Below are 24,088 nucleotides of genomic sequence, written 5' to 3' on the forward strand. Positions count from 1 at the left end.
GTTCACCACCAGCGACGAACTGCGCTACACCCAGAACGCCCCCGGCTACGCCTTCGACGAGATCCTCAACAAGGCCGGGATCCGCCTTCAAGTCCAGCGAGCCGCCGCAGACGACGCAGCGCTCGAGGAACAGCGTCCCACTGACCCCGACCAGCGCACCGGGCCCTTCCGGCGCCGCAGCGATCTGCTGGCGTACTGGGCTCGAGGCCTCGACCCGGCACTGCCCGAGGCCCACCGAAACGCGCTCCGGAACATCGCCACCCAGAACCCCGAGACTGTGCACCTCTCGGCGGACGGGCAGTTCGCGCTGATCTCGGCAACGCTCGGATGGCTCGTTCTGACAGCCCGCAGCGACGTCAGCCTCATCCCGGCCAGCGACCCCAATCACCAGGCGCGCACTACCCACCCCACCCGCAAGGCTGCCGAGGGCTGGGCCGCACTCGTCACCACCCTGCGTGACGCCGACGGCCAACCCCTCAACTGGGCAGCCCCCGATGTCCGCCCGGACGAGCGCGGCACTGACCGCGGGGAAACCTGGAAGCTCGCCTTCTTGCGCATCGACGCCGAACATGCCGCTCAGTTCGGAGACCAGCACCGCAGCGCCGAACGGCGCTACAACCTCGAACGGGAGCGGACGGACAACCACGCCGGCACTGGACGGATCTGGGGCCGAGAGATCCAGGAGGGAACTGAACTCCGGCATGAAGCCGACTCCACATTGCCGGAGCGAGTACTTTCCATCAAGGACCGCACCGACGCCCAGGTCACGTTGTTGACCACCGCGGGTGTACGAACAGTCGGATCCGATGAGCGGGTGCCCCTGGCGACGGGGGAGCCACAGCGGGCCGCGGTGAGCGACGACGGGCTGCATCTGGGCACCCGGGTCCTGCCGTTCGAACTCAAGACAGGCCAGCGCATCCAGCTGCAAACCCCGGCGAGCACCCTGTACGGGCGAGCGCTCCTCTCCGGAACGTTCGGGGGCACGCACCTCATCACCGCCTGGGCGACCGTCACTTCGGTTTCTGCGGACAGCGGCGAGATCCGCCTCGACGGGGTCCGTCTGTGGGATGGCAGCGGACGTCCTCTCGCCCGCACCGACGACAGCACTCTCGGACTGCGACGCTTCGACAGCGACGGTCGGCCCCTCGTCCAGACCAGCGACAGCATCACATTCACCCTGAGCGACCTGGACGGCCTTGGCCAGTTCGTGCAACTTGACGATGACGCACCCGAACCCGGCCAGAAGTATGCCCAGGAAGCCGGAGCACGCCCGGACACGCCAGAACCTCACGAGATCACGCCGCAGCAGATGCAGCCCGGGGAGCACGTGACCTTCTCCGTGGGCAGCGGGGACCTCGAATGGCCAGCCAGCACGCGGAACCTCGCCAAACCCCCCGAGATAGTCAGGATCCAAGGGCTGGTGTCGCCTTCATATGAGGGCCACGGGGGCTCTGCCGGCCTGGCCCAGGTAACCCTGACGGACACCGAGACAGGGGTGGTTCTGGCCGCTGACGAGCCGTACATCCGTGTCACGCGGCTCCCTGCCACTGTGCTCGTCAACCCGAGCCAGTACCGCGACGACCTGCGGCCTGAGCGACGCACAGCGGATCAGCTTCGTGTCGGTGACCTCGTTGTCCGAAGCCGCGCCGGTCATGCCGTTACGGGCATCTTCCACGTCACGAACCCCAAACTCCACATCGGTCTTCGTTTCGGCGAGGACGAGTACCCCTACCTCCCCGAGGCCGGGGAGGAACTGGCGGTAGTTCCCCGCGAGCGCCGGCGTCCTGAAGACCTGCGACCGCTGCTCGGGCCGCACCCTTATCTCAGCGCCCTGCAGGTCGACATGAACCACATCGCCGGCCCCAACTCCCTGCTTGCCCGGCTCAAGGAAGAGGCTGTGCGGCGCCCGGACAGGGTGCCCGGACTCAGCGTGGCTATGGACGCGGTTGAAGTGGTGCTCGCCCCACTGATGAGTGCGGGTACCGGAGCCGACGGTTGCCGCGAACGAGCTGCAGCGCTCCGCGCTGCCTTGTCCTTGGTCCAGCAGATTAACGCCGAACTACCGTTGTCCGTCCGGACACAGTCCGGCATCGGCGAAGACGTCCTCGACCTGTGCACAGCCCTCGACGTTCAGGCCCAGCGCCTTGATGCGGACGTCGCGAGCCTGGAGCGGCGGGCCGCCGAACGTGCTGCCGCCAAGACGGCGAAAGACACCGAGAGGCCGGAGACGCCACAGGATGAACCCGTGGCCGCGCCCGGGCCACAACCTGTCCGGGCCCAGGACGAGCAGCCTGTAGCTGAGCCCGCGGTCGAGGGGGCGCTGTTCGCGGTCGAGGCGGTCTCCAGGCCAACGCGCCGGCCGAGTATCGCAGAGGACCTCGCCGACGTGCCCGCCGAAGCCACCCGCACCCAAAGCCCCTCAGCGTCGCCGTCGCCACGCGAGCAGGACGGAACGACTGTACCGCCCGCCCCCAGCACAGCCAGGCCGTCCCAGCCGCGTCGCCGCCATACGCCGCCTACTCATGGTCCCGACTCTGAGACGCTGTTCGGAATGAGCGCAGTTCAAGGCTCGGATGGAAAACCGGCAGTGGGCCCCACCCCCGCACCAGCGGTGCTCGCCGACGTCATGTCGGACCCCGGGGGCATCGACACCTGGGCTGCAGACGGCGGACGCTCCGCGACAGAATCTGGCGACGCGCCAGAAAAGGCTGTGGCTTCCGGGGACCACGGCACTACATCGGTTGAGATCAGCGCCGTACCGCCGGTAGAGCCCACCCAAGCCGTGGACCAGGACGTTGAACCGGCGGAAGGACTCCGGGCCGATCAGGACACATCCCCGACACCGCCCCCGCCGTCCTCGTCCACCGCCAGCTCCGCGCCATCATCGGCCACAGAACCCGAAGGCGAAGCGCCGGGAGTATTCCATATCGAGGGCTGGCCCCACGGCGGTCGTCTGAGCGGAAGGAGGCGACAGGCGTGGCTTGATCGCGGTGCAGCCCTGCCGAGGGACAACGACCCGTACACGGATCCGAGGGCCGAAGCCACACGCCATATCTCGAGCCCGAAGGTTCGAAGCGATGCCCGGGCCCTGTTCCTACAACTCAACCCCTTCGCCGAGTTCGATGCCGCACTCACCAGCGCCCTCAGCCGCACACGCCACTCTGCTGTGCGCGCACTGGCCGCCCAAGCGGGCCAGGCCCTCCGTGAGCAGCTCACCGTCTGCGCCGACGAGGCACGCGAGCAGTTCGAGACGGCCATGACCGCGCCCGGCATCCTGAGTTTCGAGAACGGATCCGGGCGCGACGTCCCGACGGCACAGGCCTATCAACGCAGTCACAGCGCACTCATCCATGTGGTCGAGCAGGCCGAAGCCGAAGCGAAACGCCGCGGCATCGACGTGGGTGCGGTCACAGCGGTGCTGGCCCACGCTGCGGGATGGGACGGCAGTCTCAACGACGGTCGACTGATGAACACTCGCCGCCTCAACGCACCGGTTCACGCCGCTTACCGCTCCGCCCATGATCGGCTTGCCTGGATGCTTCAGCGGGTGGGCTGGATGGAACAGCACAACAAGGCCCGGGCAGCCTTGAACCTGTCCGTTCTCCACACGCCGCCCCACGCGCCCGGAAGCACCACGGACGCCACCTTCTGGCCCTCCCTCGCCGCCGCCCAGCGCCGCTACACGCGGACAGAACGCCGGGATCTCACGTCCCTCGCTGCCGCCTACCTCTCCAGTGACGCAGACCAAGTCACCGGGCAGGAGGCATGGAAGGAGGCCTTCCCCCTCGCTCAGTTCGAGGAGAACGCCCGATCGGTGCTCGACCGAATCACTAACACGGACGAACACCGCCTCGTTGGCGAGGTCCAACGTGCGGTCCACGCGGACCTCACGACCCTGCTGGACTCCAACCAAGAACCCCCCACCATCAGCCAGATCGCCGAGATCGTGGCGGGGCATCGCTCCCGCGCAGCTGACGAAGCCGAGATGCTCGGTCTCGACCCCGACCAGGTATGCAGCCACCTCGACTACATCACCGGCTGGGACGGATCGATCGCCGTCACACCCGAGGGGCGTGCCGTCGCGAACTACACAACGGCCTTCACAGTGAGGGACGCAAGGACCGCGACTGGAACGCCGGAACAACGCAACCGTCGACGCGAGTTGGTCGCACAGCTACCGGACCCCAACACGCTGCGCAAGGTTCTCACCGCGCTTCAGCAGCCGACCGACGACGCGACGGCCCCCCAGACCCAACTCGCCCCTGCCCCCCAACCATCCGCTGACCAGGAACCGACACTGAAGGCAACCGCGGCCACTGAGGACCCGGAGTCGCTCACGGCTGCGCCAGAACCTGCCCAGCCCACCACCGAGCCGATGGAGAAGCCCATGGCTGTACCCCCTCCGGCTGCTCAGCCCGCAAGGGCGGCGCAGCCCCAAACCGCCAGCACCCCCCGGCCCGCCGCCGGCGAAATAGTCGTACTCACCGTCAACGGCGACTCCTACGCCTTCCAGGACCTAGCCTCGGATCGACTCTCGGCCGATGTGCGTAACGCCCTCCACCATGGTGGCGCCCCAGCCGCACGCGCTCTTTACGGGCACATCGGGAAGCGCCAGTTGCCACTCTTCTGGGAGGCAACACCCGCCGGCATCGTCTTCAGCCTCGAAGACCACCAGGAGCCCGTCCTGACGGTGGCACCCACCGAGATGACGCCGTTCAACCCCGGCCAGCGCCCCCCGCGTGGAGAATCGCCCTACCCTCAGCTGATGACGGCCATCGCTGCCCGGCTGAAGGCCACCGGCCAGACGACACCACCCGGACCTAAGCTCGTCCCGCAAACACCCGTTGGCCCCAACCAGGCCGCCCGCGCCGCCGCCCAGCAGCTGAGCGACGACGCAAGCCAGGCCGTCGACCGAGTCACGCTGGAACAGATGACCGCCCAGGCTGAGGAGCACGGGCTTGGTGAAGTTCCGATCGACACCCACGGCCCACTTAGAGTGGTCCAGCTGCGGGTGTGGCTGCAGAGCCAACTCAACCGAGTCGACGCAGACATAGGCGCGCAGACACAGGCCGGTACGCCCGCGCCCGAGGTCACTTCGACGGCAGCACCCCACGCGGCGCCCCAGCCCCGGGCCGCAGCCCAGGCACCGGCCGGGCCCCGACCCGATGCCGCCGCACCGGCCGTCCGTACTCAAGGCGGATCCTCCACCGTAGAGAGCCCAGCTTCGCGACGCACAGCCGCGCCGGCGGCCGTGGCCGATGGCGCCGAACGCGAGCAGCAGCCGGTCGCCACGGAACGGATCTACGCCGCCCTCGACGCCGCCCTCCCCCTCTTTGAACAGGCCCTGACCACCCCGGAGGCAGAGGCCGCCCAAGGGCACCTAGCTGCGAAGCGCGGAATCAACGACCCGAGCGAAGCTCGGCGCTGGAACCTGGGATACGCACCCGCGGGACCGCACACCCGGAAGTGGCGCGCGATCACCAACGAACTGCGCAACCAGGGATTCACCAAGGACGAACTGATCGCCGCCGGCCTGCTGAACATCACGGAGAAGGGAAAGGAGGTCGACCAGTTCATCGACAGCGTGGTCCTCCCCATCCGCGATGCGCAGGGCCGCGTCGTCTCCTTCATCGGCCGAGCCCTCGACCCCAAGGCGATCGAGGACTACGGCAAGTACCGCTCCAAGAACACCGTCGTCTTCAAGAAGGGCGAGCAGCTCTACGGGCCGGATGGTTGGCACACCGCCGCAGCACGCGGCGGCCCGATCTACCTAAGCGAGGGGCCGTTCGACGCCAACGCGAACACCGCCGCCTTGGACGCCGTGGGGCACACGGACGCAGAGCGACCCGGCGTGTCCATCGCCCCCTGCGGCACCGCCCTGACTACCAACCACATCGCCGAACTCGCGGCCCTGCACGATGGCCCACAGCCCCTGGTGTTCGTCCTCGACAACGACCGCGGCGGCCAGGACGCCCTGCTGCGCCAAGCCGCCCTGGCCGCCGAGTGGGAAGGCGCGATCCACGCCGTCTTCATCAGCGGCGCGAAAGACCCCGACGAACTCCGACTGACCCAAGGCGACGCAGCCCTCCACCGGGCACTCACGGAAACGCTGGTCCCCCTAGACGAAGCCCTCGCGCAGATCGTCGAACTCCGGGCCTCCGAGACGCTCAAGAAGCTGCAGGACGAGAAGAGCCTGCTGCCTCCCGTCGACGCCGCCCATGAGATCGGCGTGATGCTCGGCGCCGCACGGCTGCCGGAATCAACCGTGATCAAGCTGGCACTACATCTCCAGGAAACCCTGCAGATGGGAGCCGAGCACACCACCTACGCGGCCTTCGCCGAACGTAACCCCCACGAGAGCCCCGACTCGGCCTTCCGGCGGGCATCCGAAGCCATCCACCAGGTTATGGAGGAGCGCCAACGCGCCCAGCACGCGACACACTCTCAGGAGGAACTCCCGATCATGGCAGCGACCGACACCGCTGAGCCCGCAGTGCCCCTGCCCGCGGAGCAGCTGGCCACCGACCTGGAACCGGTCATTCAGGCCGCCGAGTCCACCGAGACGACCTCCGCAGCATGGGAGGAGGCCGCGCGTACACCGATCCGCCAGCGGCTTGTGACCAACGCCCAGGAGGCGGACGCCACCCTTGCCGCCGCAGGGGAGCAGGTCACACTCCAGGCCCCGCTCGACATCCAAGCGCTCATGCAGGAGTTCCAGACCCTCACGGCCCTGGAGGACCGGGCTGTCGGCGACCGTCCCGCGCTCCGCGAAGACCAGCGCTACCGACAGATCCATCTGCTCGTTGCCGCTGCCAACGCCGCACTCACGGTCATCCGGACCGATACCAGCAGCAGCGAGACCAACCGTCAGCGTCGTCAGGCCGCACTCACCTCAACGGTCGCACGTGCGATCAGCATCAACACCACCGCTCTCTCCGAAGAGTTGGGCCGAGACGGCATCAGCAACCATCCTGTCCCCGACACCCTGCGAGCGCTCACCCGCGCGGCAACCGACACCGCCGACCAAGCGGCCGGAATCCTCGAGCCCGGCACCGCGCTGACGCACTACCTGACCGTCACCCGCGAGATGGACAAGCTCGTATCAGCCCTGGAAGCGCTCGCCCCGCCAAACCAACGCCGCATCCCGCTCCCCAGCTGGCCCGAATCCCTCACCTGGGAGGCCCTGCGAACCTCGTTCCCGAGCGTGCGCCGCTCGCCGGCGGCCCAGGCGACTGCAGACCTCACCCGCCGCTGGACCCGCCTTGATGCTGCGCTGGAACGCTTCCAGGGCGACAAGAGGCTCAACGGTCTCGGACGGACACTGAAGATCCGCAGCGCAGAGATCATCGCATCCCTGTCCGGCTACCTGGCCAAGGTGTCCGAAGACAAGGGATGGCGGCTCAGCACCGCCCTGTGGGAGGGAGTCCATCACTGGGCAAGCGAGACCGTCGACCTCCTGCGCGGCAGGATCAGCGAAGGAGAAAGCCGGGCACCTGGCCACTACACAGGCAAGAAGCACAACCCCGTCTATGAGACGGCCATACAGCAGGCGCGCGCGGCCTGGAAGGAGCTGGGCGAACTCAACCCCGACGACCCTGAGTCGCCCAAACTCCGAGCCGGGATCCACGCACAGGCGCTCTATGCCAGGCTCGGCTACACGGCGGAGAGCGGTGAGAGCAATGGTCTCGACGCCGCCCTCGACCCGTCCGAACGGCTCGGCTTCCTGCTCAAGGACGTGGATGGGCCGGCCCGCCTTGGAGAATGGACGCGCATTCGCACCGCTGTCCTCGAGCTTGCGGACAGCCTCTCCGAACGCAACCCGCGGCGCCCGCTGCTCGAGGCATGGGCCGAACGCATTCACCACACCATCAACGGAGACCGCACACCGGACTCGGCCACCGCAACGCGGCTGACCGTCACGGACATCCACGAGTTCGCGCAGCGAGCCCTCGCCACGCAAGAGCCCTCGCCGCTGGTACTGGCTGACGACGCAGAGACCTTCGGACGCGCGCAGCACGCACTGGTGGTCATGGAGCGGCTGGGCATTGTCTCCGAGACGTCGGCCACACGTGCTGAGGGCACCTCCCGCCGAGCGATGCTCATCACCGATCCAGACGAACTGCAACACGCTTTGTTGCGCGCCGAGTCCGAGCTCGTCACCTACCGAGCGAGTCTGCCGGACACCTCCGTACAGGAGGGGCCGACCTCTCAGGCCACGGCAACCGCTCCGGCAGAGGCCAGCACCGTTGACGCCGCGGCTGCCGCAGCACCGGCCCCGGAGCCGCCCTCGGCCGAACCGCCCGCAACTGCGCCCCCGCCCACCGGGGCCCATCCGGCATCAGGGCCCGAAGCACCGCAAGCCGCTCCGGAGCAGCACGTGAGCGCACCTGATGCGGACCGGCGTCCGCGGCTGTCCAACCACGACCGTGTGGCGGGTCTCCTCAAGGACAGCGGCGAACGTGTCAAAGCCCTGAAGACCGAGCGCCCCCAAGAGCCTGCTGTGCAAGGCGCGAGCCCTGCCGTCACACCGATCCGCCCCCAGGATCAGGCAGCGCAACAGCCTCAGCAACCGCTCGCAAGGGCAGCGGGCGCCGGCCGCGGCTGACAGACGACCGGTCACAGTCCCTAGGAAGGAGAGGAGCGCGCCGATGGACCACGAGGCGGAAGCCGACAGCGCAGATATCAGGCGACGGGAGCGTGCTCGACGTCATATCCACGTCGTCACCGACACCCAGATGCGGCTGCGACAGTTGGAGGCCGCGCAGCGGGCCGCCCGCGCCACCCAGGCGCCCCCCGAGCCCGTGCCGCCGCAGCACTACTATGCCGAGTTGCAAGCGCCGACCAGGGCGGCCCGAACACGCTGAGAGGCCCGTTGTAGGGGAGGGCCCGGCTACCAGACGAAGTGGTAAGCCGGGCCCACCCCCACAACGGGCCGATGCTCAACTGCCCTGGGGCGGACTCACCTGTCCCCGCACCGCGTCGCGGTATTCGGCGCTGCCGGTGAACGGCACACGCGTGCGTGGCTGGTGATAGCCGTTCGCGCACTCACCCAGGTACATCCGGGGAAGACGCTCGAGTACCCGGGCCAGGCCGTCGTGCCACAGGTAGGGCCCGGCTGCGGCGTCCTGTCCCGTCGGGTTGTAGGCGGACTCCCATCCCGTCCACAGCGCCGTGAGCTCCTGGCGAGCGGCGCCGTGCAGGTACCAGCACTGGCGGGGGAGCTGGTCGGTGGACAGCTCGAACTCGTCGGCCAGCCACAGAACCCAGTCAACGAACTTGTCCCACAGCTCCTGGTACTGGTCCTCGGGCACAGTGCGCCAGTCGATTGCAGCACCTGGCGCCCGCTCGCCCTCGCCAGATGCTCCGACTGCCGCCGGACCACCGCCGGCGGTTCCGGCGGCAGTCGGCTGGGGAAGCGTGCTGAGCTGCTGCTCGATCTCGGTGAGCCGATTGGTGATGATTCTCTGTTCGCCGTTGAACGCATCCAGCGCGTCGAGTAGCGGCTGGAACGGGTCCTCCTCCGGCTCCTCCAGGCCGAACTCCTCACCGTCAGCCACTGTTTTGCGCCTCCCGCAGGGCTGCGTCCGCCGCGGCCTTGATCTCCGCAGCGCGAGAGCTCTCGTGGATCCGCTCGAACTTGACCCTGGTGACCTTGGTCCTGCGGTGCACCACCAGACCGTGCCGTTCGGGAATCATTCGGATGTCGGCCGGCTCCAGCACCGCCCGGCGGCGGGTCGACACAGATACCGACATACTGTCTCCACTGTCCGATATCGATTCTGTGTCTTCTTCGAACTCCCCAGCCAGGGCGCTGTAGGTCTTCAATTCCTGTTCGTCGCTGACACCGCCAAGAATCACCTTCACGGTGGCCGCCGCGAACATTTTACGAACACCGATCTCACCCCACCTTTCCTGAGCTTGAGCAAGATTCTGGAGCACGGCGACAACGAATATATTTTGAGACCCGCTGACGCTCATGAGCGACGGAATCTGGGGAAGTGGTGCGACGTTGGCCAACTCATCGCCGAAGAATCCGAGCGGCGGATCGAGCCGCCCGTTCGGCATTTTCGCGGCAACCTTCTTGGCGGTGTCCAGGATGGACCTGGTGAACGCTGCCATGATCGGGGCGAGGCTGCTTCCCTCGTCCTCCTCGCCGATCAAGAACAGTGTTCCGCCGGTGCGTAGCCAGTGCTCGATGCTGAACAGCGTCGGATCCTTCGGGTCCGCTGCAAAGATCTGTGCTACCAGCGGGTCATACAGCGCAGTGAAGCTCTGCTCCGCAGTTCGCCACGAGGCGCTCCGCTCCTCAGGCGCGGCGGCGTGCTGCGCCGCCAGGGCGCGGGCGAGGTCCGACCGGCCGTGCCTGGCGAGGATGTCCACGGGCTCGCGAATACTGGGCGCAGTGGCCCAGCGCAGCAGATTCATCGCGCCAAGGCCTTCCAGAGCGGCCGCGTGAAGCCAGCAGGTAATCAAGATCTGCGCATTCATCGCGAAATACCCGCCGTTCTTTGTGCCCTCCTCGGATTTCGTGGTGGATGTGAGTGTTTCGGCACGCTTTCGCGCCGTGGTGAAATCCTCGCAGCCGTCGACGAGCGACCAGCGCAACTGGTGGGGCCATCCCGAAAGGGCGGTCGGATCCAAAACCTGAACCGGCCCGTGCCGTTCCCGCAGCTTTGCCGTGGCGTAGAGGATGTCAACCTTCGAACTGGTAGCCAGTACCGTGCCCTCGAAATCGAGAATGCCCGGCATGATAATCTGGCTCGTCTTACCCTCCCGGGGAGGCGCAATCAGGAGGATCGTTTCCTCGATAGGTACCCAGAGCGGGACCCCCGTTGGGTCGGAGACTCCGATGTGCACGGCGACTGTCTTGACGCTCGGCCTGGCCACGGACAGCTTCTGATCCTCTTTGCGAAGCCTGGCTGGTAGGAGGGACCATGCCGCGGTTGAGGGCCCCGCCGCCTTCGCCAGCTTGGCCAGACTGGGACGCAGGGCGGGAAGCCTGGACAACGCGTAGCTCTCGCCAAGAGCGGCCTCCAGCTCCCGCCTGGTAGCCAAGCCGTCAGTGCCCTCGGAGTTCCACGCCGACCACCTGCGCCAGACCTTGCGTCCGACGACTGCGGTTCCAAAGGCGGTGGCAAGCAGCACGGGATAAAAGATCAGTGCATGACCGACCCCGGCCCCGGGCGGGAAGGCGTTCCCAGGGTTCAAGGGGTCGGCCGACAGCCTGACCAGAGCCTGGCCCGCTTGCGACCAGGAAACGGAGGCGAGTTTGCCGTGGTTCAGCAGGCCGGAGACACCTGCAGCCACCCACATCAGGAACGACCCGGCGACCACTGCGGCAATCGCGAACAACCACCAGCCGTCACGGAACAGGTGGAGTCGTATCCCGCTGTGAGGTGTGACAACCTTGCCGTTCACGCGGAGCCCCCCTTGCGCAGAGGCACGATGGGAGCGGTGAAGTTCCCGGTGGGCGTAGTGCGCTTTTCCGCCATCCTGCTGTCGGTGTTTGTCAGCTGGATCTCCGTCTGCGACCGGATGTGTTCCACCAGCAGCACCCGCTTGCCCACCTGCCACACGGCTCTGCCGGGCGCGCACAAATTGGCGGGGTCCGTGATGGCTGCCACTGCCCACTTGGGTAGCTGCAGGTAGTCGGCCGTCAGCTCCGCTTCATGCTGGTCGAGGTGGTAGATGACCCTCGTCGCGCTGAGTTTGAGGATGGCCGCCGCTTCAGGGGCATCGGCGATCAGCAGGTCGCCGAGGTGATGCAAGATCGACCAGAAGCTCAGCCCCAACCGGCGGCCGTACCGCATGAACTCCTCGAACAGCCGCGCCACTGCGCGGTGCGAGAGGATGTGCCAGGCTTCTTCGACGATCAACGTCCTTTTGACGTCATCGCCTTCCTTCAGCCAGCCGAACCGGAGCCACGGCCCGATCACCGCCATCAGGAGCGGCATCGCGACACCTTCGCGAGGCAGCTGTGCCAGATCGAAGACGATCAGCCGAGCATCGAGGTCTATGCCCTCGCTGGTGGGGCCATTGAAGAGACCAGCCAGCTCCCGATTCGGAGCGCAGAGCTTGTCCAAAGCGAGTGAGGCCGGCTGGCCCCATACGACCAAGTCCTCCGCGCTGATCTCGCGCTGGCCGAGCTTGGCCGCTACAGGATGCGTCAGCGCGTTGTGCACGTCGGACAGCACCGGCACCCGGTCCTCGGCGGCCGCGACCCGCAAAGCCACCGAGTGAGCCTGGGACAATGCGAAGTCGGTCTCCGACGAAAGGGCGCCCGCGAGAATCTCGACCATCGAGGACAGCACGCGGAACTGGTGACGGGCCGGGATCCGGGGATCCAGCGGGTTGAGCCGAACGCCCTGTTCGGAACCGCCGTAGACCAGACGGATTGGGGTGATGCCCAAGCTGCGGGCGATCTGGTCCCACTCTCCGCGGCCGTCCTCACCCTGCGCATCGAGAATGCAGAACGACCTGTTTCGAAAGCGCAGTTGCCGCAGAACGTACGTCTTCTCCAGTGCCGACTTCCCATGCCCGGACTTACCGAGAACCAGCACATGCCCACTGGCCAGACGTTCGCGGGCCGTCGGGTCATACAACACGAACGGGTCGTAGATCCACGCGCGCCCGCTGTAGATCTCCCGGCCGATGATAACGCCCCTGGGGTCCAAGCTGGGTGCACCCACTGCGGGATACAGACCACAGGCCTGCATCGTCGTGGTGCGCACCGCACGCCGCCGGGTGGCGGACTGAGGCAGGATCATGCGCAGCATGGGTCACCGCCGCCCTTCAGGAAGAATGCCGCCGACCAGGGGCAGCGTGTTCGCGAACGCGCGCCACTGCTCTTTGTCGCACCACTCGAGCGTCAGCTGACACTTGGCGGCCGCAGCCCGGATGTCGTTCTTCTGCCGGATCAGCGCGTCCTTGTCGGAGCTGGTCACCGTGACCCAACCCGTCAGCCGCACCCCCGAGGCGCCGGCGGCGATCTCCTCCACGGTCCCTGCCGCGGCGCGGATCTCCCGCCGCTCACGTGGGTCCTGCAACTTGCCCGGCGTGTCGTCGGCCTGGCCAATCTCAGAGGTCACATCCGAGAGCGCATCGGCCAGTGCCCGTTCTCCAGGGATGAGCTCCATGGTGACGCCGACGGTGTAGATCATGTCCTGGACGTAGAGCAAGAGCGGTGCCAGGAAGTTGACCCCGACCGGCATCGTCGGCCACTGCTTCACCCAGGCCGTCGCGCTGAACCACGGTTCGTCCGCCTCGAAGCCTCGGGCGGCTATGAGAGAGTCGTCCCGTGCGTCCACCTCGGCAGGCCAGGCCGTGGACCGGTCCATGCCGCGGTTGTCGTCGAGCCAGTGCCCGGGCGCATAGCTGTGGTGGAACAGGGAAGACAGCGCCGCCTCATCCAGGCTGCGCACCCAACGCAGCTGAGCACGTCCCAAGTTGCGGATAAACGTCTCGATTTCCTTGCCAAGGACGATGCCGTAACCCTCTGCCAGAGTGCTGTACCGGCTGGCCTCCTCGACGAGCTCGCGGCTGTAGGGGATGCCCAGGGCGAGAAACAGCCGGCGGTCCTCTGCGGAGATGGCCACCCGCTTCAGCAGCTGCTCGTAGGATGCGTCCAGCCAACTGGCGGCGCCGGGATCATGCCGCGCAGCCGCATCGCGGATGTGGGCGTTGGGATCCGTGGGGATGATCTTGGAGAGCCACTGCACCCGCTGGATGCGTCCACCGGACTCGGCGGTACTGCGGAGCAGGAACTCCCAGGCACTGATCAGGCTCTCCTTATCCTCGGCGTCAAGGCCGCCGAAGTGCTTCATCCCCTCGACCTCGACCACCGCGGTGAACATCGCTTCACTGGGCTGCAGGAGGATGGCCACGGTGCCGAAACCGGTCCTGGCTTCGAACCACTCCATACGCGGGGGAACACCGGCCGGCGCTGTGACAGCTGCGGGGCGGCCATCGCCCCACCGCCCTGCGAGGGGCGCCGTGGACCGATACAGCAGCGAGCCGTTGCGTAGCCCCCGCCGATACGAGCGCTGGATCTCAAACCACCGAAGGTACGTACGTCCCCGGAACGGAATGAGCACCGCCCACGCAGTGAACAGGGCGACGCTGAGGACGCCGACGATCTTCAGAGGGAAGCCTGGCAGTGCTGCCAGGCAAATGACGGTCAGGATTGCTCCTGCGCCGAGTACCAACTGCTCGTCGGCCTCGAACTTTCGGCCGAGGAATCCGCGTGGGCGGGGCCTCGGGAATGTAAATGAGCGTGCCACCGCAAGCTCACCTCCAGTTCAGATGAGCCTGAGTCAGGCGGGGGACGAGGGGTTGCTGTCGGGCCATTCATCGGTGGGCGCCGGCGGAGGAGCCCCCCCGCCGCCCGACAGGTCAGCTGTCTGCGGTGGTGGAGCCTGCGGTGCGTCGCCGGGGCCTGGCGCCCCGCCTCCGCCTCCGCCTCCTCCGCCCCCGCCTCCGCCTCCGCCTCCTCCGCCCCCGCCTCCGCCTCCGCCTCCTCCGCCCCCGCCTCCGCCTCCGCCTCCTCCGCCCCCACCACCGGGCTCGGGGGTTCCGCCCCCACCACCGGGCTCGGGGGTTCCGCCCATGCCACCGGCGCCGCCGGGCTGCTCGGGACCGCCCTCCGGACCGCCCTCGGACCCGCCCTCTGATTCGGCGCCCCCTGACATGCCACCGCCGTCACCCATGGATCCAGCGTCTTCGTTGCCCATGTTGGCGCTGTCGAAGCCCTTATCGACCGCGCCCTTGACCGCCTCCTTGGCGTCGTCGGCCTTCTCCTTGACCTCTTCTGCGCCCTTGACGGCAAGCCCCGCGGGACCGGCCGCGGCGGCTGCTTCGGTCCCGGCGCCGGCCTCGGCTTCGCCGCCGTCGCCCGTACCAGGGCCATCGCTGCCACCCGAAGAGCCCTTGTCCTGCATCTCGTCGTCGCTGTTGCTGCCGCGAGCCTTGGACCAGGCCTCCTTACCCTTCTGCATCGCCATGTCGCGGTGCTGAGCCAGGTTCTGGATCTCATCACCGAACATCGGGAGGAACTTCGAGACCTGCCAGGGTGCGTAGCCAGCGATGATGAACAGCGCCAGGATGATCAGCAGGGTGCTGAGGACCTTGCCGAAGCCCTCCGGCGGGTTGCGGAACATGCCGCCGAACAAGGCCGGGATCATGGCCAAAACCACCATCATGACCCACTTCGAGATGATGATGCCGGTCAGGATGCCTATGTACTTCTTCGTGTGGCCCCACAGATCCCTGTCGACAAGGCCGGCGAACACGACCGGGCCGAAGACGACACCGATCAGGATCAGCGCGTTGCGGGCTACGAGCATGAGGAACAGGCCCAGCCCTACGGTCAGAAAGAACCCGATCAGGGCCAAGGCGATGGGCAGCCCCCACCCGGGGGTCGAGAGCGCTCCGAGCAGCACCACGATGAAGGCGCCGGTCAGAGCCATGTCGGCGAGGAACGGCTTGAACATGCTGATCGCCATCTCGTCGACCAGGTCCACAACGGTCGCGACGATCGCGGGGGCGAAGGCCGTCACGATCACCGACAGCAGCAGGTTGCCGATGGACTCTCCGATGGCAGCCCCGGGGTTCACCCCGCGGGCGACGCGCTTCACGATGGCGAGCAGCCAGGCGATGCAGGTGAAGATCGTCGCCAGGGCGAAGACCATGCAGTACAGCTTGATGAAGCCTGGGTTGCTCCAGTCGATCTCGAGCACGGGATCACATCCCGTCCGTAGCGATGGCCTCGACCAGCTTGCCGACGGACGGCGAGGACTTCTTGGCGAGGTAGCCCAGCGGATCCGTGGCGAAGTCGATCGTGTCGCTCACCGTGTCGATGGCGCCGTCGACCCCGTCCTTCACGCCCTTGGCTGCATCCCCGGCCACCTCGCAGACCTTCTTGGCCTTGTCACAGATCCACTTGGCCCCGCCGATCGTCTTGTCGATGACCCCCTTGCCGGTCTCCTTGATGTCCTTGCACATGCCCGAGGGCAAGACGCAGGGGAGGTCGATGCCGCCGATCGCGGGCGCCGCAGCAGGCGCAGCCGCAGGCACGGCTGCGACGGGGGCAGCGAGCGCAGGTGACCCAGCTCCTACCACCACCATCAGCGTGAGGAGGAGCGCCGCCAGGTGGCGCGCGGTGCTAGCCGACGTACGGCGGAGCATTGAACTCCTCCTCAGCTGTGCGGAATGTCTCCATCGAGGACGGCGAGGAGCCGTCGGACTGGAGCGGAGTGGGACCGTCGGCGGACGCGATGGAGGTGACCTTCCAGTCACCGTCACGCCACTGGAGGTTGTAGGTGTAGGTCGTCCAGCGCGCGGACACCGGCAGCTTGGCCTTCTCCGTGGGGACCCCAGCCACTGAGGTCATCCAGACATCGACGGACGCCACCTGGTCCGAGAAGCTAGAGATCCGCGTTCCCAGGCACGCCGAACGAAGCAGCAGCCCAGATGCCTTGGGGTCCTGAAGGCCGAACCCTGCGATGAGCTGTGCAGTCGCCTGGTCATCGCGAGTGATCTGGCTGGCTACCGATTCGGGCGCCATGATCTGCCCGATCAGCTTGTCGCGGTAAGGCTTGTCCGTGATGTAGGAGCGACTTGACCGCGCGATCTCGAAGTTGGCGGCCGCAGCCGCCACTCCTTCCTTGGACTGCGGATAGCCGACCGGCACACCATCAGCCTTCTGGGTCGCCTTCGTCTTGCCACCGCTCCCACCTGGGTTCGCCGGCGGCTGGGAGGCGGTGGAGGTGTCCTGCTTGCCGTCCTGGGAGGAGCCACCGGACTGGCCAGTCAGCGAGACCACCAGCGCCACGAACAGGACCGCCGCGACGAAAACTCCGATGAATAATACACGCACCGGAGGCCGGCGCCTCTCTGGCCCCCCCCTTTCGGGCTCGGGAACCAGCATCCGAGTACCGGATGCGGCGCCATTGGATTTCTTGCGCATCAGACCCCCATGCCGAAGACGATTCCGAAGAGCGTCGACATGGATGCGATGAGGAACAGGCCCGTCAAGGCGCTAATCACCATCGTCTTCCCCTGCTTCACGTCCATCGTGTTCTGCTGGGAGTTCCCGACGCGGATCTGCCAAGCGCCCCAAATCGCCATGCCGAAGAGAATCAGCACGACGGCCGCCATCAGAACCTGAATGATCGTCTGTGCCTTCTTTCCCACCGCACCAAACGGACCCCAGTCCGGGCTCAGCCCGTTCACGAGATCGCCCACGCCTGCCGCCAAAGTGCTGGCGTCCTGTATGGCCCCGACCATGTCTGCCTCCCTGCTGACTCGGCGCCCAGAATCACAAGGCGAGCGCCGCACTATTGCCACTCGGTCCGAAAGGCAGGAAGAAATACACGGCCGATAAACGGTCTTCACCCAATTCCCGTGACACGGGAAGGGCTTGACCATTCACTCGGTCAGTGAAGTAAAGTCCCGCCTTGGATTCTTCGGACACCTCCGTGACTAGCTGACGGCGCACGACGCTAGAGGCCAATTCAGCACGCATCGCCCTCCTTTCCGCCTGGCGGGCACGATGCACTGCCGCTGCCCGCACCACGGGAAACCCGCTCTTCGAGCGGCCCGTCCAGCGGGCCGCTCGGAGGGGTAAATGCGGAAAGCACCGCTGATCGGAATAGTCCTGCTCAGTCCAGCCATCGCGGTGCTCGCACTCGTGCTGCTGCTGGCCGGGGCTGGCGGTTCAGACAACGACATGACGATGACCGGGGCCAGCCAGTGCATCGTCAAGGCATCCACAGCTGAAGGGGGAACAACCCAGCGCCCTCAGGTCCCGCTCAGCCCCCGCGGGGCCCAGACCCAGCCCTCCTGGAACGAGGAGCAGACGAAGAACGCAGCCATCATCACCAACGTCGCCCGAACGAGGAATCTCAAGCCCAGGGCCGCCGTCATCGCGGTGGCAACTGCCATGCAGGAGGCAACCCTGCACAACCTGCATCACGGAGACCGCGACAGCCAGGGTCTCTTCCAGCAGCGACCCAGCCAGAGATGGGGCACCGTGGCACAGGTAACCGACCCGATCCACGCGTCGAACAAGTTCTACGACGGGCTGGTGAAGATCCCCAATTGGGACACCAAGGACCTGGCCCACGTCGCCCAAGGGGTGCAGCGCTCGGGATTCCCCGACGCGTACGCAAAATGGGAGACCAGTGCCGGCAAGCTCGTCGCCCAGGTCTGGGGCGCGGACGTCATTGACTGTGAGCAGCCCGCCGACACCGCGAACGCCGGGAAGGAAACCGGCGCATGGCAGGCCCCGGTTGGCATCAAGTCGTCTCACAACTACAGCGCCGGCGGCTCAATGTGGTCCTCGGGCACACATACCGGCGTCGACTTCCCCGTCGCCACTGGCACAGAGCTCCACGCCGTCGGAAACGCCACGGTCGTAGAAGCAGGTTGGGGAGGCCGCTACGGAAACAACATCGTCCTGAAGATGTCGGACGGGACCTACACCCAGTACGCCCACCTCTCCCGGGTCGACGTCAAGGCAAACCAGAAGGTCACGACCGGTCAACTCATCGGCCTCACCGGTGCAACGGGCAACGTGACAGGCCCGCACCTCCACTTCGAGGCCCGCACCGGGCCCGCGTATGGCAGCGACATCGACCCGGTGAAGTACATGCGCCAACGCGGCATCACCATCTGACCCACGTCCAAGAGGAGCGCCATGACCCCGCAAGCCCCCGGCACGCCCAGGCCGCGCAGCATCTCCACTCACCTGGCCATCGGTCTGGACACCGTCACTGTCGATGGCAGCGCCATCCCCGTCCCCGTGGGACGTACCCCCACGGAGACCGCCCTCGCCCACCTCAGAGCCGGCGCCCGGCCCGAGCTCGTCTTGCGAGCCCACGTCGAACAGGAAGGTTCACCGGAGACCCTGCACCTGCCTGTCACGATCCCGGACCAGGTGCCACCGGACCGCCCGCTGCCTGCCGGACTCCCGCCCGAGCTCGAAGCACGACTGATGGCTACCCGGCAGCTCACCGCCCACGGCGGACCCACAGCGGCAGCCGATCATGCCCAGAGCCTCGTCATCGACCTGACCATGCAGTACGGCGCCGAACATGCGGTCACCCTCCACGCAGCCGAGGACTGGGCGAACCTTGCGTGGCTCACCGGAAACTTCGAAGCCGCCGCGGAGACCTGGCTCTGGCTCGCTGAGACCCGCAACGATCAGAGGAACCCCTGCCTCACCCTCCTATGCGCCGACAACGCCGTCGCGTCATGGCGCCGCCAACGGCCCGAAAGCGCAGTTCAGAGCCAGAGCGCACTGGCTGAGGGAATGGCCCGCATGGGCCTGCTCCGACATCACGCCGCTCTGACCGCAATACCAAAGGGCGAGGGCTAATCCAAGTCCCGTATGATCTATTGACTTTCGCGGCTGGCACACCATGTCCGGCCCACGAGCAGGAGGAGGAGTGAAGCCGTGAAGCGACACAGACTCACCTTCGCCGACCTCGTGATGGTGGTCGGCCTGCTCTACTTCGCCGTGACCATCACCCTCGGCATGACCTACATAGGCAGCGGCTGGAGCTGGCGCATCGTAGCGCCGGACGGCTGGTACTCGCTGCTTAGCTACACAGCAGCTGGTGCCTTCATCGCAAGAACCTGGCGGCACCGACGCCGAAATGGCTCTGCAGCCAGTAGTTGAGCATGCGCCCATGGCGGACCATGGCCGGCTCGCGTTACTGTGATGATCCGACGGGCCAGCAACCCCTCCAGGCCGCGACAGAATCGATTGCGGCACCTCGAGCACCTAGTGCAGGGGTGGTTGCTGGCCCGTCGCTTTGACTGAGGTGCCACCACCCTCGCGAACTGGCCGTCCCGCCCGACGGGACGGCAGGTACTACCTGCAGCACCGTGCGGGACAAGTGTTCCCATTCTGGCTGCGCTCCTCGCGCGCACTATTCCAGGAGTGCAGACTGGGTACCCGGCCCACCCGGCCCGTTCCCACTGATGGAGGCTTCATTGTCCAGAGCAACAGCGATCGGCCGTGCCTACCGCCTTGCGAAGCGTCCCTCGGGACGATGCCCCACGCACTATCGGGCGATCGGGAGGAGAGCCGCAGTCGCTACGGCAGCACTGAGCCTCTCGATCGCCGCCGGCATCGCTGCAATCGGCGCGCTTTCGGCCGGCGCCGTCAACCAGGCAGCCCTAGGAGACCCGGCTTGGGACTCCGCCCGCCACGTAGTGCTGGCGGATCCCGCCTGGGACAGCACCATCAAGCCCCCGCAGTAGTACAAGAACTGACGCGCGGGTTGGCGCCCCACCAGGGGTCCGCCCTGTCGGCAGGCCTCCGTAGACGGGGGTGTTGCAGCCGGGCGGCCAGGCCGCTCCCGCCGACGGTGAGCGACGCGCGAGCTACTCGCGCGTCCACATCCAACCGTCAAAGGCCATCCCCGACGACCGGCCAACGGTTATGAACGGTCTCCGATCCGCTCGCGACGACGCACCTTGACCGAAACCTGCCGAGCCTTCAGTCGCGCAGAGGGCCGTGTTCGATGGATCCCGGGTTCACCCTCACAAGTAGCGCCAGCAAGACATTGAATGCAAATTAACCAACTACATAGATTGCGGGTGCTTGCCGTGAGCGCGACAAGCCTTCACCCTCCTAGTAACCGGAGTACCCCGTGAACTCTGTAGTGAGCCAGTCGGACCCTGGGGTCGTCAACGAACCTGCACCCGACTCCACCGGACCCTATGCGCTGTACGTCGAGCGCGAGGGGATCGCCATCGGCTGGGAGTTCTGCGACCAGCTCGGAACCCCGGAAGCCGCTCGCGCCCTCCTGCCCGATGTGCGCCGCGAGCTGGCGACACTAAACGGGGCAGGGCACTTCCACGGCATGAGCTATATGCATCTGCTTCGCCACGCATCGGTCGGCTGTGACTGCCTGACGACGGAAGCCCCGGACGAGGACTGCCAGGTACTGGAGACCTTCGCCCCCCACGAAGCAGCCAGTGCCACGGACGATCAGGCCGCCACACAAGGCTGGGCGAGTGCCGCCGCGGCGAGAGCCGCCAGCGCTTCGGTAGCCCGCCCATCCGCGCCCGCCGCAGCTGTCTGCTGGGACGACTACCCCATTCAGGTGTCCGACGATCCGGCAAAGTACGAGCTCGAGCTACTCCACGTCGGCTGCGGCCAGCGGCTGTGCGACGTGGAGCACGGCGACACGCTCCTGCACCTTCTCGGCATGGTCGAGGACCACCACGCTGCGATGTGTGGAAGCCCCCAAGTGCCCCAAGTGCCCCGTCTGTGACGAACCCGCCGATTCCGCGCGTATGGTGCGGGCCGCCATGACGGCCCGCACCACAGAGCGCGAGGAAGCCTCGCCGGCCCTGTGCTTGTCCCCGAACTCTGCGCCTGACATGAGAACTGCGCAGCGGACGAGAAGGGGCCGCCAGGCCGCGCGGCCGGACTCCGCGGCTCGCGCTGCATTCTGAGCAGAGCGACCTACACGTAAACCGGAGCCGTTCCCAGGTCGCCACCCGCCCTCTAGATGTCTTCGAGCCCCACTTTCATTGAATGTAGTGCGTTAATTGCATAGTTTGCAGGTGTGGCCGGGAAGTCCGGGCACACCGAGACGGAGGCACAGGATATGGAACTCGACCTCAACACGTTCTTCTCTTCGGAGCCGCAGAGCAGCGCGGCGGTTGGTACCGTTGCCCGCGTAGCACCCACAGTCGAAGGCATCACCGGGGCGAGAAACGCCACCCTTGACGACATGGTGTCCCTCCTGCGTGCTCAGCGGGGCTCGAAGGTGGACATCATCACCTCCGCCGCCAACCTGCGCATGGTGGGAGGAATGCTCCGGATCGCGGGGGACCCGACGGCTATCACTGCGAACGGCGTGGGCCGCGCGGAGGCACTCCTGCTCCCCACGGAGGTCCTCGACGAGCAGGCGGGAGCCAAACTGGGAATCCCGGTCGGCTACCTCAAGAAGACCCGGCGCGAGCAGATCGGCCTGTACGACGCGAACATCAACGGCTGGCTTGCCAGCGAGCCGAAGCGCAAGTTCATGGTCCGGACCCTCCAGGACCGCAGCCGGGGCACCGGTGTGGCGCGTGCCCTGATGAGCGACAAGTACAAGGTGATGGACAACCTCGACGTCCTCATAGCCGCGCTCAACGGTGTTCACCAGGCCGGACACCCGGCTGAGGTCACCAGTTGCGACCTGAGCGACCGCAGGATGTATGTCCGCATCGAGGCTCCCCAGGTGGTAGTCGCCGCACGCGAGCTGCTCAAGGACTATCGGTCCCCGTTCTCCGGGCAGACCGGGTCGGAACTTCCCGAAGTACACGCCGGACTGGTCATCACCAACTCCGAGGTCGGCTGCGGAGCCGTGAGGATCGTTCCCCGGGCAGTGTTCCGTGTCTGCCGTAACGGCATGACGATCGAGAAGGACACCATGCAGGCCGTCCACGTCGGCGCCCGCATGGAGGAGGGCACGATCGACTGGTCGGTGGCAACACAGACCAAGGAACTCGAACTCATCACCTCGAAGACCGCCGACGCTGTCGCCCACTTCCTCTCCCACGACTACGTGGAGCGGATCATCGAGAGCGTGACGGAGCAGGCCGCGACCGAGCTCAACGACCCGGGCAGCACCGTCAAGGAAGTGACCAAGCAGCTCAACATTCCGGACGAGACCGCGGACGCAATCCTGCGCCACTTCATCAAGGGCGGCCAGACCACGGCCGGCGGGGTCATGCAGGCCTTCACTTCCGTCGCGCAGACGGTCAAGGACGCAGACGCAGCGCACACCCTGGAAGCCAAGGCCCTCGACGCCCTCGCCCTCGCGGCGCGCTGAGCCGCAGCACCCCTGCGAGCGGGGCCCCGCACCGGCGGGGCCCCGCCCCTCACTCACCCCCAGTGTCATCCGAACGGCGGCGCGCCGGGGGACCCACCGCACAACCATGGAGTCAGCCGTGATGCCTACCGTCCCCAGCGCAGCACCCCATCGTCCTCGGACCGTCGCTCAGGCGGACCCGGTCGCAGATCCGAAGTGGCGGGAGTGAATCGAGTACGAAGAGACAGACCGGAACACCTACTTGGGGACCCACGAGCCGTCGTGGCTGGCCCGCGATGAGTTCGGAGGCAGCCGCGCCGTCCGGCGACAGACTCTCTACCGGGACTTCGACACCGCCGTCCAGGATTTCCTGGCCCGGGACGCCGAGCGACGCACTCGCCAGCCACGGCCGCCCAGGGACACCACCAGCGACCGAAACACGATCGCCCACCTCCGTCGAGAGAAGGGCGAACTCACTCGTCACCTTCATCTCTATGAGGACTACATCCGCTGGCTGACCACGGAAAACGCCCGCCTGGCAGGGGAACTTGAGAGTGCCACCGGGGTCACGCACCTGAGCCGATTCAGAACGGATCGGAACCAGTAGAAAGTTCTTCAGATCCAGGCTCGGGCCGGACAACGGACACCTACAAACCCTGTCCGTAACTGTTCGATCCAGGACTGGATGTGCGAGCCCGAGATCCTCGCAAGCACGGGCAAGACTAGGCGGAGTTCTGCGGCCAACCGAAGGCGTTGGGCCTTCGGCTGTGCCAGCAGCATCATGACGAACTGGGGGCCGAGATCCGCTACTGGGCGCCAGGCAACGCCGAAGGCCTCGCGCTGGTACGTACGATCCATGGATGGTCGGTCTATGACCAGTACGGCGACCTCTGCGCGTCCTCCGACGACCGCGCGTTCCTGGAACACACCTACGGGTTCTCCTTGGCCTGGGAGGGCAGTCGGGGAGAGCCCGTACAGCCCGCCGAGGTGGAGTACGCCCCCTAGCGACGGCCGAGTGCCTGCGCTGAAGAACTGAACGGACCCGCCCATGCGCCAATGGGGCTGCACCTGGCTCCAGTTGCAGTGCGTGCGTCGCTGACGCAGCTGCCCGCTGGCTGCCCCGGATTCCGCCCCGCGGGAACAGGCAGGGTCGGTTCGACCGGCGGGCGGGCCGTCCGGCGTCCGCCGGCCCGTGAGACGGGTCCGTGACCCCCCGAAGAGCGACCCGTGGTGCAGTGTCTCGCCCGTGTCCGCCACCTTCCGCATCCCGGCCC

16 protein-coding genes (1 of these 16 cut by a window edge) are annotated in these 24,088 nt (G+C 66.9%); 8 read left to right on the forward strand and 8 right to left on the reverse strand.

The annotated features are described in order from the left end of the window. Both ACFV88_RS28695 and ACFV88_RS28700 read left to right on the forward strand, forming a co-directional pair. Nucleotides 1–8,605 carry the 3' end of a hypothetical protein gene (locus ACFV88_RS28695; RefSeq protein WP_385494856.1) on the forward strand. It extends 23,525 nt beyond the left edge of the window, so 8,605 of the gene's 32,130 nt are visible here — the last part of the coding sequence; the start codon falls outside the window, past its left edge; its stop codon occupies nt 8,603–8,605. Between the two features lie 43 nt (nt 8,606–8,648). Continuing rightward, complete coding sequence (locus tag ACFV88_RS28700) at nt 8,649–8,864, forward strand: hypothetical protein (protein WP_385494857.1); 216 nt, start codon at nt 8,649–8,651, stop codon at nt 8,862–8,864. A 75-nt stretch (nt 8,865–8,939) separates the two neighbouring features. On the opposite strand, the gene ACFV88_RS28705 is transcribed toward ACFV88_RS28700, so the two are convergent. The 8 genes from ACFV88_RS28705 to ACFV88_RS28740 form a co-directional block, all read right to left on the reverse strand. Further along, nucleotides 8,940–9,557 (reverse strand): hypothetical protein, encoded by a 618-nt coding sequence (locus tag ACFV88_RS28705; protein ID WP_385494858.1) that lies wholly within the window; start codon nt 9,555–9,557, stop codon nt 8,940–8,942. After that, nucleotides 9,550–11,418, reverse strand: a complete 1,869-nt coding sequence (locus tag ACFV88_RS28710) for a type IV secretory system conjugative DNA transfer family protein (protein WP_385494859.1) — start codon at nt 11,416–11,418, stop codon at nt 9,550–9,552. The genes ACFV88_RS28705 and ACFV88_RS28710 overlap by 8 nt, the downstream gene beginning before the upstream one ends. Then, nucleotides 11,415–12,776 (reverse strand): ATP/GTP-binding protein, encoded by a 1,362-nt coding sequence (locus tag ACFV88_RS28715; RefSeq protein WP_385494860.1) that lies wholly within the window; start codon nt 12,774–12,776, stop codon nt 11,415–11,417. The genes ACFV88_RS28710 and ACFV88_RS28715 overlap by 4 nt, the downstream gene beginning before the upstream one ends. A 3-nt stretch (nt 12,777–12,779) precedes the next feature. Beyond that, nucleotides 12,780–14,279, reverse strand: coding sequence for an SCO6880 family protein (locus tag ACFV88_RS28720; RefSeq protein WP_365696970.1), 1,500 nt, complete (start codon nt 14,277–14,279; stop codon nt 12,780–12,782). Between the two features lie 33 nt (nt 14,280–14,312). Continuing rightward, complete coding sequence (locus ACFV88_RS28725) at nt 14,313–15,734, reverse strand: hypothetical protein (RefSeq protein ID WP_385494861.1); 1,422 nt, start codon at nt 15,732–15,734, stop codon at nt 14,313–14,315. 4 nt (nt 15,735–15,738) lie between these two features. Further along, the gene (locus tag ACFV88_RS28730; protein WP_385494862.1) at nt 15,739–16,071 is read right to left on the reverse strand and encodes a hypothetical protein; all 333 of its coding nucleotides are present in this window, start codon (nt 16,069–16,071) and stop codon (nt 15,739–15,741) included. Between the two features lie 88 nt (nt 16,072–16,159). Beyond that, nucleotides 16,160–16,963 (reverse strand): hypothetical protein, encoded by an 804-nt coding sequence (locus ACFV88_RS28735; protein ID WP_385494864.1) that lies wholly within the window; start codon nt 16,961–16,963, stop codon nt 16,160–16,162. After that, nucleotides 16,963–17,283, reverse strand: coding sequence for a hypothetical protein (locus tag ACFV88_RS28740; RefSeq protein WP_385494865.1), 321 nt, complete (start codon nt 17,281–17,283; stop codon nt 16,963–16,965). The genes ACFV88_RS28735 and ACFV88_RS28740 overlap by 1 nt, the downstream gene beginning before the upstream one ends. A gap of 340 nt (nt 17,284–17,623) precedes the next feature. Between ACFV88_RS28740 and ACFV88_RS28745 the strand changes: the two genes are divergently transcribed. From ACFV88_RS28745 to ACFV88_RS28770, 6 genes are all read left to right on the forward strand, one after another. Beyond that, on the forward strand, nt 17,624–18,673 hold the full coding sequence (locus tag ACFV88_RS28745; RefSeq protein ID WP_385494866.1) for a M23 family metallopeptidase: 1,050 nt from the start codon (nt 17,624–17,626) through the stop codon (nt 18,671–18,673). Nucleotides 18,674–18,694: 21 nt separating this feature from the next. Further along, nucleotides 18,695–19,375: a hypothetical protein gene (locus ACFV88_RS28750; RefSeq protein ID WP_385494867.1), complete on the forward strand. Its 681-nt coding sequence runs from the start codon at nt 18,695–18,697 to the stop codon at nt 19,373–19,375. Nucleotides 19,376–19,453: 78 nt separating this feature from the next. Next, a complete protein-coding gene (locus ACFV88_RS28755; protein ID WP_385494868.1) occupies nt 19,454–19,678 on the forward strand; it encodes a hypothetical protein in 225 nt (74 codons plus the stop codon). A gap of 979 nt (nt 19,679–20,657) precedes the next feature. Continuing rightward, entirely contained in the window at nt 20,658–21,284 is a 627-nt protein-coding gene (locus tag ACFV88_RS28760) for a hypothetical protein (protein WP_385494869.1), read from the forward strand. Nucleotides 21,285–21,749: 465 nt separating this feature from the next. Beyond that, a complete protein-coding gene (locus ACFV88_RS28765) occupies nt 21,750–22,835 on the forward strand; it encodes a DUF932 domain-containing protein (protein WP_385494871.1) in 1,086 nt (361 codons plus the stop codon). 732 nt (nt 22,836–23,567) lie between these two features. Continuing rightward, nucleotides 23,568–23,819, forward strand: a complete 252-nt coding sequence (locus ACFV88_RS28770) for a hypothetical protein (protein WP_385494872.1) — start codon at nt 23,568–23,570, stop codon at nt 23,817–23,819. Nucleotides 23,820–24,088 lie beyond the last annotated feature (269 nt).

It is taken from the genome of Streptomyces sp. NPDC059816 (assembly GCF_042732055.1).
Classification (GTDB): domain Bacteria; phylum Actinomycetota; class Actinomycetes; order Streptomycetales; family Streptomycetaceae; genus Streptomyces.